Raw genomic sequence first — 15,484 nt, forward strand, 5'->3', positions numbered from 1 at the left:
CGGGTCCGGCCCGCGTTCGGCAAACCTGCGAGCCTCGCTCGCCTTGCAAAGTGTATGGCTGCAGTTATGAAGACTCCGCTCTGGTTTCCGCAAAGCTTTTTCTCTCGCACGCTTTGGCTGGTGCTCATCGTCGTGCTGTTTTCCAAGGCCCTGACGCTGGTTTATCTGCTGATGAACGAGGACGTGCTGGTCGACAGGCAGTACAGCCACGGCGTTGCGCTGACGCTGCGCGCGTATTGGGCTGCCGATGAAAACGATCGTGAAGCGATTGCCGAAGCGGCCGGTCTGATTCGGGTCGTAGGCGGTGGCGTGCCGGAAGGTGAGCAGCACTGGCCGTACAGTGAGATCTACCAGCGGCAGATGCAGGCCGAGCTGGGTGCCGATACGGAAGTGCGTTTGCGTGTGCACGCACCGCCCGCGCTCTGGGTAAGGGCGCCGAGCCTTGGGGATGGCTGGCTGAAAGTACCGCTTTATCCGCACCCGTTACGCGGCCAGAAAATCTGGAGTGTGCTGGGCTGGTTCCTGGCCATCGGGTTGCTCTCCACGGCGTCGGCTTGGATTTTTGTGCGTCAATTGAATCAGCCGCTCAAGCGCCTGGTCTTTGCGGCTCGACAGCTGGGGCAGGGGCGCAGCGTACGCTTGCCGGTCAGTGACACACCCAGTGAGATGACCGAAGTCTATCGGGCCTTCAATCAGATGGCCGAAGACGTCGAGCAGGCAGGGCAGGAGCGCGAACTGATGCTGGCTGGCGTCTCCCATGACTTGCGTACACCACTGACGCGTCTGCGCCTGTCTCTGGAACTCATGAACGACAATGAGTTCTCCGAAGGCATGGTGCGCGATATCGAGGACATGGATGCCATTCTTGACCAGTTCCTGGCGTTCATTCGCGATGGGCGTGACGAAGAGATTGAAGAAGTCGATCTGGGGCATCTGGTGCGCGACGTGGTTGCACCCTTCAATAACGATGAAGACAGTATCCGTCTGTGTCTGGAACCGATCCCGCCCTTCCCGCTAAGGCGCGTATCGATGAAGCGTCTGCTGACCAACCTTATCGGCAACGCCAGGCATCATGCCGGTAACGGTATCGAAGTGGCCGCTTATGTATCCGGTGACAGAAATGCGCCGTACGTAGTGTTGAGCGTACTGGACAGAGGCGCAGGTATCGATCCTTCCGAGCTTGATACCATCTTCAACCCGTTCATTCGCGGTGATCGCGCACGCAGTGGCAAGGGGACCGGCCTGGGGCTGGCTATCGTCAAGCGCATCGCTGCCATGCACGGCGGCAACGTCGAGTTGAGAAATCGTTCGGGGGGTGGCCTGGAGGCGCGAGTGCGTCTGCCTTTAGGGCTGATGCTGCCGAGGGATGCTATCTAGAAAGAATCGTAAAGGGAATAAAGCGCCGTGCGGGTCATGGAGGATGTTCGACAGGTCGACGCATTCTTGAGGACTTGCACGGCAGCTTGCCTGACCCGGCCCTTGGCGGAGGTACTCCCTGTACCCCTAGGTCACGCCGATCCATTCGATCAACGCATCCCGGCCCCTTGGTCATGCGCGCACCTTCCTCAGGCCGCACAAACAAGAGAGGTATCGGCTTCTGAAGCCGATACCTTCTTCTGAATCAATACCAGTTCGGGTCTTTGCGCAGCTCTTCATTCAAGAGCTTTTGCATACCCTCGTCAGGCTTACCCAGGTAGCGGTAAGTCGCGTGACGAGTTGGTGATTTATCCGCAGGCAAGCCCGCAGGTACTTCAACCAACATGGCGTAAGCATCTTCCTTGTCGAGGCTGAAAGCCACGATCAGGCGTTTGCTTTTGCACGTATCGGCAGTTTCGCAAAGCGGCCCGACAAGATACTTGTCACCGTCTTCGGTGGCCGCTGTCATCTGCTGCTCGGAAGCCCCGGACAGGTTAATCACCCAATCCGGCAACCGCTCTTCCTTCTTGACGACCTTCGCCCAGGTTGTGCGGTACTCGGGAGCGGAGCTTAAAAGCTCGTTGACCCGAGACTGTCCATCATTGGCTGCCATGACCATGGCGCTGCCGCCCATCAACAGGGCGGCGGCCAGTGTGCGAAATGACGTGTGCATTATCAGCCTCGACCGCGACGACCGAAGAAGAACGACACAACGAACATCACCAGGAAGACGACGAACAGGATCTTGGCGATACCGGTAGCCGTGCCCGCGATACCACCGAAGCCCAGTACTGCAGCGACAATGGCGATGATCAGAAACGTGATTGCCCAACTCAACATGGTGATACTCCTTTTTGGTGCCGTTTTAATGTGAATACTGCGATTTTTCAGGTCGGGTCAGAAAACCCATTTTTGCTGCGGTGCGACTTCATCTACAGACACCAGGCCATCGACAGGGCGAAGGCTCGAGGAGGCATCCTTGACCGCTGGGGCGCTTACGCCGCGATAAGAAATGCTGCTGGTCTGGATGAATTGCTGTCTGGCTTGAGTTGCTTCGTTGGCTTGATTCCAACGCTGGAACTGCTGAATGGCGATCAGAGTGACAAGCAGTGCAAGGAGTAGAAAAAGACCTTGCTGAATGTGCAGGGGGGAGATACGCAATTGTGCAATACGCTGGCTGTTCATCTGCAAACTCCCCTGGCCTGAGTGGGCATTCAATCTGATGGGTCGTTGTATATCGACCTTGTTGAATGGGTTATTGCAGACTGCATGCCAGTTTGTTGGTGTAATTTAAGTCCTTTAAAATCAATGTCTTGCGTAGTTTTGCAGAGACGTCCTACCAGCAAGCTGCACGATTACACCTTTGTAATCGTGCGTTCTGCACGAAGCGTTCAGCGTTGTGCGCCTGTGCGATCAGCCTGCGCTACGCGCCATGACCTTCAGAGCGTCGCCATTCACTCCCTTGACGCCACGAATGTTGCGCGCGATTTCCACAGCCAGTTCCTTCTCTGCAAAGTTGGCAACCACGCCGTTCAGGCTTACCACACCGGCTTTGGTATCCACTTTGATGTTGAGTCCGTCCAGCGTCCGGCTGTAAATCAGGCTCGCCTTCACCTTGCTGGTAATCCAGGCGTCGCTCATTTCCTCGGTTGGGGTCAATGTCTGGGGCTGGGTCTTGGCAGCGATCGAGTCGGCTGCGCTCAGGCTGATCAGGTTGTTGACGCTGATCACCCCGTCAGTATTGCTTGCCAGGCTGCCCGCCAGCTCTTTGGCCTCGGGGCTTTGCGCGCGGCCTTTGAGGGTGACCACGCCATCTTTGCTATCAACATCGATGGTCAGCGCTTCAGTCACGCTGCTCCACAACAATTTGGATTTCACCGTCGCGACCAGCGTGGCATCTTCGAAACGCTGGGCCATGTTGGTTCGCGTACCAGGCTCGCTGGCAACGGCAGGGTCTACCTCCAGCTGGTTGTCGACCTTTTCGATGCCTTTGGTATCCAGCGCAATGCGTTCGGCCAGCTCACGATCAACCTCGTTTTCAACCTTGCCCTTCAGAGTCGCAGTGCCCTGGTCGACGTTTACATCGATCTTGAACGGGCTCAGATGTTTGTTCAGCGCGAAAGCTGTCCAGATCGAACCTTCCTGACGCGCCTCGGCGAGTTGGGTGGGCAAATCAGGTTGGGCGAGTACCGGGCCGCTGCCAAGCAGCGCAGCGGCGGCGGTGATCAGAGCAATCTTTTTCAGTGAAAACATATGAGCGTTCCTTTTGAGATGGGATTTCGTCTCCGAGTGGACGGCTTTAACGACATAAACGCGGATTAATCAGGCTGTTCGCCATTGGGCGTTCAGAAAGCTACCATGCATGCCGAAGAATCAATCAGAATTGACCATGCAACTTGCCCGATGATTCCGAGACTAACTGAGACAATTCATTAAGGAGCGTAGGAAAAATGGAAGCAGCCACTGAGAATCAGGGCCGTATTCTGCTTGTGGACGATGAGTCCGCCATCCTCCGCACTTTCCGGTACTGTCTGGAAGACGAAGGTTACAGTGTCGCCACTGCCAACAGCGCAGCCCAGGCTGACACGCTCATGCAGCGCCAGGTTTTCGACCTGTGCTTTCTCGATTTGCGTCTGGGTGAAGATAACGGCCTGGATGTACTGGCGCAGATGCGTATTCAGGCACCGTGGATGCGTGTGGTCATCGTGACCGCACACTCTGCGGTCGATACGGCTGTTGATGCCATTCAGGCGGGCGCAGCCGACTATCTGGTAAAGCCGTGCAGCCCCGATCAGCTGCGTCTTGCTACCGCCAAACAGCTTGAAGTGCGCCAACTGTCTGCTCGCCTTGAGGCACTGGAAGGCGAGGTTCGCAAGCCCAAAGACGGACTGGATTCCCACAGTCCTTCGATGATGGCCATTCTGGAAACTGCCCGCCAGGTTGCTGTGACCGATGCCAACATCCTGATTCTGGGTGAATCGGGGACCGGTAAAGGCGAGCTGGCACGGGCGATTCACGGCTGGAGCAAGCGGGCAAAGAAGTCCTGCGTCACGATCAACTGCCCATCGCTCACCGCAGAACTGATGGAAAGCGAACTGTTCGGCCACAGTCGCGGGGCCTTCACGGGTGCCAGTGAGAGCACGCTGGGCCGTGTGAATCAGGCGGACGGCGGCACACTGTTCCTCGACGAGATCGGCGATTTCCCGCTGACGCTGCAACCCAAGCTGCTGCGCTTCATTCAGGACAAGGAATACGAGCGTGTGGGTGACCCGGTTACCCGACGTGCCGATGTACGTATTCTGGCCGCCACCAACCTGAATCTGGAAGACATGGTGCGCAGCGGGCGCTTCCGTGAGGATTTGCTGTACCGCCTGAACGTGATCACTCTGCATCTGCCAGCCCTGCGTGAGCGCAGCGAAGACATCCTGACCCTGGCGGACCGGTTTTTGGCGCGCTTCGTCAAGGAGTACGCTCGCCCGGCTCGAGGGTTCAGTGAAGAGGCCCGTGCAGCGCTGCTCAACTACCGCTGGCCTGGCAACATTCGTGAACTGCGCAACGTCATCGAGCGTGCCAGCATCATTTGTCCGCAGGAACGTGTGGAGATCAGCCACTTGGGTATGGCCGAGCAACCGGCGAACAATGCGCCGCGTGTCGGCGCCGCCTTGAGCCTGGACGAGCTTGAAAAAGCACACATCGGAGCCGTGCTGGCGACCAGCGAAACACTTGACCAGGCCGCCAAGACGCTGGGTATCGATGCGTCGACGCTTTACCGCAAACGTAAACAGTACAACCTGTGAAAGGCCTCAAATGAAGCTGGCCATGAAACTGCGCACCCGCCTCTTTCTGAGTATCTCGGCACTGATCACCGTTGCTTTGCTCGGACTGCTGCTGGGGCTCGTCAGCGTCATGCAAATGGCCCGGACCCAGGAATCACTGATCCAGCATAACTTCGCCATTCTGGATCTGGGCTTGAAGCTGCGCCAGAACCTGGGTGATCAACTGGTGTTGATGACAGGTGCCAAGCGCGATCAGGCTGAGCTGGAAAGAATCCAGAGTCAGTTTGAAGAGCTGCTGGAGGAGGGCTCGGTACAGGATACCCAGCAAAACGTACGCAATGGTTTCGAAAAGACCAAGGGCGATTACCGGCAATTCATCGATACCTGGAAGCAATACGGCAACGATGCGCGAGGCATACGCGGCGTACCGCAGCTGAGTGACAGCTTCGACAACCTGCGTAACGGCTTGCTGGCTGTACATCGCAAGGCGCTGGAGAACATCAGCAGCGCCGAAATCAACTCCCGTGATCGTGCACTATGGATCGCGGGCTTGCTGGGGCTGGTCGGGCTGGCGGTGCTGTGTATCGGCTTTGTGACTGCGCACGGTATCGCCCGGCGTTTCGGTGCGCCGATCGAGGCGCTGGCCAAGGCTGCCGATCGCATCGGAGAAGGGGACTACGAAGTCACGCTGCCCATTTCGTCGGCCGCCGAGATGAACCTGTTGACCCGGCGATTCGGCATCATGGCCGAAGCCCTGCGTCAGCATCAGGCGACCAATATTGATGAGTTACTGGCTGGCCAGCAGCGTCTGCAAGCGGTTCTCGACAGTATCGACGATGGCCTGCTGATGATTGACCGCCAAGGGCATCTGGAGCACTTGAACCCTGTGGCTCAGCGTCAGCTCGGCTGGGACGAGAGTCGCCTCGGGCAGAGCCTTGGAGATGCGTTGGGCCGACCTGAGCTGGATGAGCAATTGCATCTGGTACTGCGTGGCGGGACGCTGGAGCGTGCTCCGGAAGACCTGGCCATCGAAATCGACGGTGAATCGCGCCTGCTGACCTACAGCATGACGCCGGTCAGTCATACTAAAGGCCATATCCTCGGCGCGGTGATGGTGCTGCATGACGTCACCGAACAGCGTGCTTTCGAGAGGGTGCGCAGTGAGTTCGTCCTGCGCGCGTCGCATGAGCTGCGTACGCCTGTCACGGGTATGCACATGGCATTCGGTCTTCTCCAGGAGCGCCTGCATTTCGCCCCCGAAACCCGTGAGGCCGATCTGCTCAATACGGTCACCGAAGAAATGCAGCGCCTTATGCAGCTCATCAATGACCTGCTGAATTTCTCGCGTTATCAGAACGGTCTGCAGAAACTCAAACTGGCACCGTGCTCCATCGAAACCTTGCTCGAAGAAGCCAGAGCGCGATTTGAGGACAAGGCCCTTGAGCAGGACATCGTACTGATGCTGGATATGCAGGAACCCATGCCGCGCCTGCATGCCGATCAGTCCCAGCTGGAGCGGGTGCTGGACAACCTGCTGGACAATGCGCTGCGGCACACGCCGCAGAACGGTCTGATTCGTCTGCAGGCCAGGCGCCATGGCGAGCGGGCGATCATCAGCGTTGAAGACAACGGTGAGGGCATTGCCTACGGGCAGCAGGGACGAATCTTCGAACCCTTCGTGCAGGTCGGTCGCAAAAAAGGCGGTGCCGGACTCGGGCTGGCGCTGTGCAAGGAGATCGTCCAGCTGCACGGCGGGCGCATGGGGGTCTACTCAAGGCCGGGGCAGGGCACGCAGTTTTATATGGCGTTGCCGCTTTGACGGCACGGCCTTGAAAGCGCTGCCTGTATACCCTTCATAAGAGCATCAAATATCAGGTTGTGCCCTGATTAATTGACGCGGTTAAGCACCTGCAAGATGGCTGCGCTCTGTGCATCGGGTTCGCCGTCGAAGCGCGCGGGGCGGTAGTGCATCTGGAATGCCGCCAGCACCTGACGCGTGGCGGTGTCAAGCTCTCCGGTCTGCGGGGTGCTGTAACCCAGACGTGCCAGTTGTTGCTGGAACCAGCTAATACTTGGCAGGTTGGTTGCCAGCAATGCCTGATGCTGGGCAACGAGACGTTCGTCAGGCCAGATGCCGAGCCCTTCGGCAGCAAGGCGCTTCCAGGGGAACAGCGGGCCAGGGTCCTGTTTGCGCGTCGGCGCTATGTCGCTGTGGCCGATGATGTGTTTTGGATCGATTTTGTTGCGTTTGACAATGTCTTTGAGCAGTACTGTGATCGACTGGATCTGTGCTTCGGTGTAGGGGTACCACAACCGGCCTGCCGGTGTGTCCTTGAAGCCGGGGTTGACGATCTCGATGCCGATCGAGCTGGAATTAAGCCAGGTACGGCCTTCCCATTCGCTTTCGCCAGCATGCCAGGCGCGGGCGCTTTCATCGACCAGCTTGTAGATAGTGGCGTTGCTGTCATCGCCAATCAGATAGTGGCTGCTGACCTCTCCATGGGTCAGAAGCTGGAGGGATTTTTCCATCGAGGTCGAGGTGTAATGCATGACCACGTACTGAACCCGGCCATCGAAATTCACCGATGGATGGCTGGTGTCCAGCCTGGGACCACTGGCGCAGGCAGTGAGGATGAGCAGCAGAAAGGCAGAGAAATACAGTTTCATGGGATCGGCAGCGTCAGCGGGAAATGCAATATCATAACAACATGCGTGCAAATAGCTTCGGCATTGACGTGCTCGTTCAGGTCAAAATGTTTCAGTCAGCCTTGTTCGACCCTGTTTCGGCCATTTTCCTTGGCCTTGTACAGCGCCTGATCGGCGCGCTTGATCGCAGTGTCACTGCGTTCAGCCGTTCGAAAAGCCGTCACTCCAATGGACACGGTAATCGTCACGCGTTCGCCCTTGAAGTGAAACGGACATGACTCCACCGCCGCGCGCAGTTCGTCGAGCAGTGTCAGACCGGTGCCGGGAGGTGTAGCAGGCAACAGCATGACAAATTCCTCGCCGCCAAACCGGGCGAGGAAATCGTCGCTGCGCAGGCGTTTCCTGAAAACGTTGGCGACGATCTTCAGCACTTTATCGCCTGCCAGGTGGCCATATCCGTCATTGATGCGCTTGAAGTGGTCCAGGTCCAGAATGCACACCAGCAGGCTGTTTTTCTCGTGTTGCCACTTGCTCATCTCCTGTTCGAGGCGCTCGCCCCAGGCTGCGCGATTGGGCAGGCCGGTGAGCGGGTCGATCAAGGCCTTTTGGCGCTGTTCTTCCAGGTGAGTCCTGAAACCCAGCGCTTCCTGCTCCATGCTCGCAACGCGGGCCGAAAGGCCTTGCAGCCGCGAGGCAACTTCCCGCTCGCGTGCGTCACGCTTGAGCTGGTAGTGGTCCATGGTGCTGAGCAAGCCTTCAAAGCGGTTGTCGAGCACCTGCTTGAGACTGGTCAGGTCGGAAGCGTCCTGAACGCTGATTTGCAGGCCGCCTACCTGTTCGCGCAACTGCTCGTTCAGGTCGCGGGCTGTGGACTGATCCTCGGCATGATCTTCACTGGCAGCCTGCAAATGGCTCTGAAACGATTCGAGCCGCTCATTGAGTTGTTTGAGGTAGGTGCTGAATTCCTGTTGGCCGCCGTTGTTGATTGCCAGCATCAGAACTGCCAGATCGTCGAGGATCGGTAGCAGTTCGTACCAGTTGAGCCCATGTTTCAAGCGTAACTGCATGTCCTCGACCTGCGGGCGGAAGTGCTCCGACAAGGTCAGGTCATCGAGCAGGCCCAGCAGGGTTTCCTCAATGTGTGCCGCCACCGAGCTGTAGCTGGGTTCTGGCGAGGAGGGCAGCGAATAACCCTCTTCGCCTTCCACCGTCTCGGTTTCTGATTCGGCATCCTCTTGCGGCTGTTCCAGTGCCTGGATGATTGGAGCAGGCCGTTGCTGGTAGTGCACTGACGGAACGGGGCCCAGCAGGTCAGTGAAATCGATAGGCTCGACAGGGACAACCGCAGGTTCGGTGACTGTTTCGGCCAGGGCTGGAGCAAGGGCTGCTGCGGCTGGCGATGGCACAGGTGTTTCAGGTGCCGTAACGATAGCGGTTTCGGCTTCTGAAACCTGTGGCGGCAGTGTGTGTGCGTCCTTTGTCTTCTGGTTGACGATGTCGGGGGCAATGGCAGCTTCTACTTCCGCTGCGGCAACGTCTATCGGCGCTTGAGCGTTCGCGGCCTCAGGTTGCACGTGCGTCTCATGCGTTTCCTGAGCAGAAGGGGCGTTTTCGGGGTGGGCAGCCTCGGGAGGGCGCTCATTGCCATGTTCGTCCCGCGAACCGAACAAACGCTGCAGAAGCCCTTGGCGTGGGCCCTCTTCGTGCTTTTCGAGCAGGGTCAGGGCCTGGCCCTGCAAACCACTCAACTCGCTGAGCAGCAAAGGCAGCTCGCGCGCCTGCGATGCACGTTCTTCAAGGTCCTTGGCAAAGCGCTTGAGTGGCTTGCGTACCTCTCGTGGCAACGGTAGCGCTTGCAGTTGTGCAACCAGTGCGGTCAGTGCCGAGCCAATTTGCCCGACCCGTACTTCACGGCGATGCTCGGAGTCCAGTACGGCTTTTTCGAGGCGCGGAATCAAGGCTGCCAGACCGGCGTCCATATCGTCCTTGCGGACAATTTCGCGCATTTCCTTCATGCATTCATCGACGGCGCGGTCAGAGCCTTCTGCTGCCAGGCTGCTGCGCACCAGACCGCGGCGCAGCAAGTCGAGCCGCGCATCCCAGCGCTTTTCGAGCTTGTCCTGTTGCTCGATTCCCTTGAGGTACTTCTCTTTCCAACGCTCCGCGTCGTCGCTCATGCAAGGCTTCCGCCGGAGGGCACAGGCAGTGAGTCCCCACGCAGTGAGTCTGGCAGGCGAATCTCGACAGCAACCGGCAGGTGATCGGAAATGGGCTGCGCCAGTACCTGTACGCGTTCAAGCGTGAGGGTCGGGCTGAGCAGAATGTGGTCAAGGCAGCGTTGTGGTCGCCAGCTTGGAAAGGTCGCTTCGATTTGCGGTGCCAAAAGGCCCAGATCGCGTAGCGGCGAGTGTTCCAGCAGGTCATTGGCGTGGGTATTCATGTCGCCCATCAGCACCTGATGGCGATAACCACCGATCAGGTCGCGAATGTAAGCCAGTTGCCGGGTTCTGGTACGAGTGCCCAGAGCCAGGTGCATCATGACCACCACCAGCGCATCCTCGCCTTCGCCGAAGCGGACAAGAATTGCCCCGCGCCCGGCCGGACCTGGCAGCGGATGATCCTCGATCTTGGTCGGGCGCAAGCGACTCAGCACACCATTGCTGTGTTGGGCGAGGCGACCGAGATTGCGATTGAGCTGTTGATACCAGTACGGAAAGCCACCCAGTTGAGCGAGGTGCTCGACCTGATTGACGAAGCCGGAGCGCATGCTGCCGCCATCGACTTCCTGCAACGCCACCAGATCGAAATCGTTGATCAGATCGCCGATTTTCTGCAGGTTGCCTGCCCTGCCGCCATGTGGCAGCAGATGCTGCCAGCTGCGCGTCAGGTAGTGGTGGTAGCGTTGGGTACTGATACCCACCTGGATATTGAAACTGAGCAAACGCAGCCTGCCGTCTTCCGGCAGGCCGTTTTGCGTCAGATGATGTTCGTTGACCTGCGGATCATGCAGGCCAACGATACGGGTGCTGCCCTTGCCCCAGCGGCGCATGGCGGGCGCTTACTTGGCGGCTGTAGCAGCCGCTCGCTCTTTGGCAATCAATTGATCGGCAACTTCCAGAGTCTTTTCCGGACCGCCGGCAGAACCCAGGTCAAAGCGGTATTTGCCATTGACGATCATGGTCGGAACGCCAGTCACCTCATACTTCTTGGCCAGTTCCTTGTACTGGGCGATCTTGCCCTTGACTGCGAAAGAGTCGAACGTTTTCAGGAAGTCTTCCTTGTTCACGCCCTGTGTGGCGACGAAGTCAGCCATGTCATTCTTGTCGGTCAGACGCTTGCCGCCTTTCTGGATGGCTTCGAATACGGCCGCGTGAACCTTGTGCTCGACGCCCATGGTGTCGAGGGTGATGAACAGCTGGCCGTGTGCATCCCACGGGCCGCCGAACATGGCAGGGATGCGTACGAACTTGACGTCGGACGGCAGTTTTTCAATCCACGGATTGATGGTTGGCTCGAACGCGTAGCAGTGCGGGCAGCCATACCAGAACAGCTCGACGACTTCGATCTTGCCTGGCTCGGCAACAGGCACAGCGCTCGCCAGCTCGACGTATTGCTTGCCTGCCTCGATGGGCGTGGCAGCCTGGGCGGACATACCGAACAGACTGGCGGCAACCAGAGCGGCGCTGATGATCAGATTACGCATGCTTTACTCCTGAGCAGATTGAATCGCCTTCAAGCGACGGTGGTTTCGACCGAACGCGAAAGCCTGAGTTCGTTAGTGTAACGCTGAGGTTGTAAAAATGGGCGACCACGGACGGCCTTTTTGCATAAGGAGTGAAGCAGGTCATGTCTGAATGTTCCAGCCGCCAGCCAGAGCGGCCCGATACAGTGCCAGTGTGGGCCGGGGGACAGGTGTGTCATTATATGCCTACGCATCCAAACGAAACCGACACCTCTTGCCGCTCCCTTTGCAGGCAGGGCCTTCACCGGAAATCACATGCAACTCAAAAACCCCATCCTCGGTCTGTGCCAACAGGCCACGTTCATGCTCAGCGCCGCCAAGGTCGACCAATGCCCCGACGACGAAGGGTTTGAAGTCGCTTTTGCCGGTCGTTCCAATGCAGGCAAATCGAGCGCGCTGAACACGCTGACCCATGCCAGCCTGGCGCGCACCTCCAAGACGCCGGGGCGCACTCAACTGCTGAACTTCTTCGGGCTGGATGAAGATCGACGTCTGGTCGACTTGCCGGGCTACGGCTACGCCAAAGTGCCTATCCCGCTCAAACTGCACTGGCAGCGCCACCTTGAAGCCTATCTGGGCAGCCGCGAAAGCCTGAAGGGTCTGATCCTGATGATGGATATCCGTCATCCAATGACCGATTTCGACCTGTTGATGCTGGACTGGGCCATCGCCAGCAACATGCCGATGCACATTCTGCTGACCAAGACCGACAAGCTGACCTATGGCGCTGCGAAGAACACGCTGCTCAAGGTTCAGGCCGAAATTCGCAAAGGCTGGGGCGATGCAGTGAGCATCCAGTTGTTCTCGGCTCCCAAGCGCATGGGGCTGGAAGAGGCTTACACCGTGCTGGCCGACTGGATGGAACTGGAAGACAAGGCGCCTGCGGAGTAAATCGCAGGCAAAAAAGACCCCGGACTTCGCATGGGGAGGGGGAAGTTCCGGGGCTTAAGGTCCAGACCTTAGGGTGGGATCTGGATAACTGCCAACACTTAACACAACTAGGAGCACGATCGATTTTTCAACCAATCGAGACCTCTGACTCCTGTCCAAACGGTTAAGTTCCAGCAATGAAGAAAAGTTCACATTTCCTACAATGTTTGACGAACCTGCTGACAGGTTCGCCCTTTCAGAATCAGTGCGCCTCGTCCCAGTTGTTGCCGACCCCGACTTCCACCAGCAGTGGCACTGCCAATTCTGCTGCGCCACTCATGTGTGGGCGGATCTGTTCACTGATCTGATCGACCAGGTCTTCGCGCACCTCCAGCACCAGTTCGTCATGCACCTGCAGAATGACCCGCGCATCCAGACCGGATTCTTCCAGCCAGCCATTCACGGCCACCATGGCTTTCTTGATGATGTCCGCCGCAGTGCCTTGCATCGGCGCGTTGATCGCCATGCGTTCCGCACCTTTGCGCAGGGACTGGTTCTTGGCGTTGATGTCGGGCAAGTACAGGCGACGGCCGAAAATGGTCTCGACAAAACCCTGCTCGGCGGCCTGCGCACGTGTGCGCTCCATGTAATCCAGCACGCCTGGGTAGCGGGCGAAGTAACGGTCGACATAAGCCTGTGACTGCTTGCGGTCCACGCCAATCTGTTTGGCCAGGCCAAACGCGCTCATGCCGTAGATCAGGCCGAAGTTGATCGCCTTGGCGCTGCGGCGCATGTCCGTGGTGACGTTATCCAGCTCGACGCCGAAGACTTCCGCTGCCGTCGCGCGGTGAACGTCCAGGTCGTTGCGGAAGGCATGCAGCAAGCCTTCGTCCTGTGCCAGATGCGCCATGATGCGCAGTTCGATCTGCGAATAGTCTGCCGCCAGCAGCTTGTAGCCCTTGGGGGCCACGAACGCCTGACGGATGCGTCGGCCTTCAGCAGTACGGATCGGGATGTTCTGCAGGTTCGGATCGCTGGATGACAAGCGCCCGGTCACCGCCACTGCCTGGTGATAGGAGGTGTGAATGCGTCCGGTGCGCGGGTTGATCTGCTCCGGCAGGCGGTCGGTGTAAGTGCTCTTGAGCTTGCTCATCGAGCGGTATTGCATCAGTACCTTGGGCAGCGGGAAGTCCTGCTCGGCGAGTTCGGCCAGCACGGCCTCGGCAGTCGATGCCTGGCCGGTGGCGGTCTTGCTGAGGATCGGCATACCGAGCTTTTCGTAGAGAATCACGCCGAGCTGCTTGGGCGAGCCCAGGTTGAACTCTTCACCGGCAATAGCAAAGGCTTCGCGCTCCAGCGCGGTCATCTTGTCGCCCAGTTCGACGCTCTGGATGCCCAGCAGGTTGGCATCGACCAGTGCGCCCTGGCGTTCGATGCCTGCCAGGACGGGCACCAGCGGCATCTCGATGTCGTTCAAGACCGGCTGCAAGGTTGGAATTGCGGCCAGACGCGCTTCGAAGACTTCATGCAGGCGCAGGGTCAGGTCGGCTTCTTCGGCAGCATAATTACCAGCCTGCTCGATGGCGATCTGGTCGAAGGTCAGCTGCTTGGCACCTTTGCCGGCGATCTCCTGGAAGTTGATCGGCGTGTGCGTCAGGTACTTGGCCACCAGGCTGTCACGGTCGTGGCGGGTGGCAGTGGAATCCAGAACGTAGGATTCCAGAATGGTGTCGAACCTGACGCCCTGCAGGTCGATGCCTTGGGTCTGATCGCCGTCGAGCGCGCAGTTGGCAAGCAGGTTGATAGCGAACTTGGCGTGTTGACCGACCTTGGTTTTATCCGGGTCTTCAAGCAGCGGCTTGAGCGCCTTGAGTACTGTGTCGCGGTCCAGTTGCTGCGGCACCCCCATGTAGGAGTGGGTCAGCGGAATGTAGGCGGCTTCATGGGTTTGAATGGCAAAAGACAAACCTACCAGTTGCGCGCGCTGGGCGTCGGTGCCGTTGCTCTGGGTCACGAAGGCGAACAGCGGTGCGGCGTTGAGCTTCTTCAGCCACGCGTCGAACTGGCTCTGCTCGAGAATGACTTCATAGGCGGCTTCTTTTGCCTCGACGGTTGGCTCTTCGACGGCCAGCTCCTGCCCGGCGCGTTTGGCATCACGTTGCAGGTCTTCGATCCAGCTTTTGAATTCCAGCTCGGCGTACAGCTCCATCAATTTGTCGCGGTCCGGCTCGCCGCAATGCAGCTGGTCCAGTTCGATGTCCAGTGGCACGTCGATCTTGATAGTTGCCAGTTCATAGGACAGGAAGGCCATCGCACGATGCTCTTCAAGCTTGGCCGCCAGGGTCTTGGCCCCGCGAATAGGCAGGGTCGCGACCGTTTCGAGGCGTTCGTAAAGCTCCTTGATTCCGCCGCCCACGCCAACCAGCAAGCCGACGGCAGTCTTTTCGCCGACGCCGGGGACGCCAGGTATGTTGTCGACCTTGTCGCCCATCAGTGCGAGGTAGTCGATGATGTGCTCCGGACCGACGCCGAACTTCTCTTTCACGCCAGCCACGTCCAGCACGCTGCCGGTCATGGTGTTGACCAAGGTGATGTGTCCGTCGACCAGTTGCGCCATGTCCTTGTCACCGGTGGAGATGATCACCGGACGGTCCGCTGCTGCGCTGCTGCGCGCCAGGGTGCCGATCACGTCGTCTGCCTCAACGCCTTCCACGCACAGCAGCGGATAACCCATGCCCTTGACGCAGGCATGCAGCAGATCGACCTGCACGCGCAGGTCATCCGGCATGCTGGGCCGATTGGCTTTGTAATCGGTATACAGCGCGTCGCGGAAAGTCCCGCCCTTGGCATCGAAGACCACCGCAAACGGGCTGTCCGGGTACTGGCGACGCAGGCTTTTGAGCATGTTGAGCACGCCTTTGACGGCGCCGGTCGGCAATCCTTTGGACGTGGTCAGTGGTGGCAGTGCGTGGAAGGCGCGATAGAGGTAAGAGGAACCGTCTATCAGGACGAGCGGCGCTTGGGTCATGAGCAG

At 58.6% G+C, this 15,484-nt stretch carries 13 protein-coding genes; 4 read left to right on the forward strand and 9 right to left on the reverse strand.

The annotated features are described in order from the left end of the window. Positions 1–66 precede the first annotated feature (66 nt). A complete protein-coding gene (locus tag RYB66_RS24335) occupies positions 67–1,377 on the forward strand; it encodes an ATP-binding protein (protein ID WP_004655259.1) in 1,311 nt (436 codons plus the stop codon). A 244-nt stretch (positions 1,378–1,621) separates the two neighbouring features. Here the strand turns inward: RYB66_RS24335 and RYB66_RS24340 are convergent, their stop codons facing one another. The 4 genes from RYB66_RS24340 to RYB66_RS24355 all read right to left on the reverse strand — a co-directional run bounded on the left by RYB66_RS24340 (position 1,622) and on the right by RYB66_RS24355 (position 3,669). Next, positions 1,622–2,089, reverse strand: coding sequence for an inhibitor of vertebrate lysozyme family protein (locus RYB66_RS24340; RefSeq protein WP_044319611.1), 468 nt, complete (start codon positions 2,087–2,089; stop codon positions 1,622–1,624). Between the two features lie 2 nt (positions 2,090–2,091). Beyond that, positions 2,092–2,256, reverse strand: coding sequence for a DUF1328 domain-containing protein (locus RYB66_RS24345; protein WP_002555679.1), 165 nt, complete (start codon positions 2,254–2,256; stop codon positions 2,092–2,094). A 57-nt stretch (positions 2,257–2,313) separates the two neighbouring features. After that, positions 2,314–2,601 (reverse strand): hypothetical protein, encoded by a 288-nt coding sequence (locus tag RYB66_RS24350; RefSeq protein ID WP_002555680.1) that lies wholly within the window; start codon positions 2,599–2,601, stop codon positions 2,314–2,316. 228 nt (positions 2,602–2,829) lie between these two features. Continuing rightward, on the reverse strand, positions 2,830–3,669 hold the full coding sequence (locus RYB66_RS24355; RefSeq protein WP_005731654.1) for a BON domain-containing protein: 840 nt from the start codon (positions 3,667–3,669) through the stop codon (positions 2,830–2,832). A gap of 197 nt (positions 3,670–3,866) precedes the next feature. On the opposite strand from RYB66_RS24355, the gene algB reads away from it, so the two are divergent. After that, the gene (gene algB / locus RYB66_RS24360) at positions 3,867–5,213 is read left to right on the forward strand and encodes a sigma-54-dependent response regulator transcription factor AlgB (RefSeq protein ID WP_005744816.1); all 1,347 of its coding nucleotides are present in this window, start codon (positions 3,867–3,869) and stop codon (positions 5,211–5,213) included. 10 nt (positions 5,214–5,223) lie between these two features. Continuing rightward, positions 5,224–7,011: a KinB sensor domain-containing domain gene (locus tag RYB66_RS24365; RefSeq protein ID WP_005744815.1), complete on the forward strand. Its 1,788-nt coding sequence runs from the start codon at positions 5,224–5,226 to the stop codon at positions 7,009–7,011. A gap of 68 nt (positions 7,012–7,079) precedes the next feature. Here the strand turns inward: RYB66_RS24365 and RYB66_RS24370 are convergent, their stop codons facing one another. The 4 genes from RYB66_RS24370 to RYB66_RS24385 form a co-directional block, all read right to left on the reverse strand. Continuing rightward, positions 7,080–7,859 (reverse strand): N-acetylmuramoyl-L-alanine amidase, encoded by a 780-nt coding sequence (locus RYB66_RS24370; protein ID WP_057404328.1) that lies wholly within the window; start codon positions 7,857–7,859, stop codon positions 7,080–7,082. 95 nt (positions 7,860–7,954) lie between these two features. Beyond that, positions 7,955–10,015: a GGDEF domain-containing protein gene (locus RYB66_RS24375; protein WP_316895697.1), complete on the reverse strand. Its 2,061-nt coding sequence runs from the start codon at positions 10,013–10,015 to the stop codon at positions 7,955–7,957. Continuing rightward, positions 10,012–10,887: an endonuclease/exonuclease/phosphatase family protein gene (locus RYB66_RS24380; protein WP_002555686.1), complete on the reverse strand. Its 876-nt coding sequence runs from the start codon at positions 10,885–10,887 to the stop codon at positions 10,012–10,014. Before RYB66_RS24380 ends, RYB66_RS24375 begins: the two co-directional genes overlap by 4 nt. Positions 10,888–10,896: 9 nt before the next feature. Further along, a complete protein-coding gene (locus RYB66_RS24385; protein WP_002555687.1) occupies positions 10,897–11,541 on the reverse strand; it encodes a thiol:disulfide interchange protein DsbA/DsbL in 645 nt (214 codons plus the stop codon). Positions 11,542–11,835: 294 nt separating this feature from the next. Between RYB66_RS24385 and yihA the strand changes: the two genes are divergently transcribed. Beyond that, positions 11,836–12,471, forward strand: a complete 636-nt coding sequence (gene yihA, locus RYB66_RS24390; protein ID WP_057404330.1) for a ribosome biogenesis GTP-binding protein YihA/YsxC — start codon at positions 11,836–11,838, stop codon at positions 12,469–12,471. A 241-nt stretch (positions 12,472–12,712) separates the two neighbouring features. On the opposite strand, the gene polA is transcribed toward yihA, so the two are convergent. After that, the gene (polA, locus tag RYB66_RS24395; protein WP_005744809.1) at positions 12,713–15,478 is read right to left on the reverse strand and encodes a DNA polymerase I; all 2,766 of its coding nucleotides are present in this window, start codon (positions 15,476–15,478) and stop codon (positions 12,713–12,715) included. Between the last annotated feature and the right edge of the window lie 6 nt (positions 15,479–15,484).

It is taken from the genome of Pseudomonas syringae group sp. 243L2, from assembly GCF_032587875.1.
In the GTDB taxonomy this organism is placed as follows: domain Bacteria; phylum Pseudomonadota; class Gammaproteobacteria; order Pseudomonadales; family Pseudomonadaceae; genus Aquipseudomonas; species Aquipseudomonas amygdali.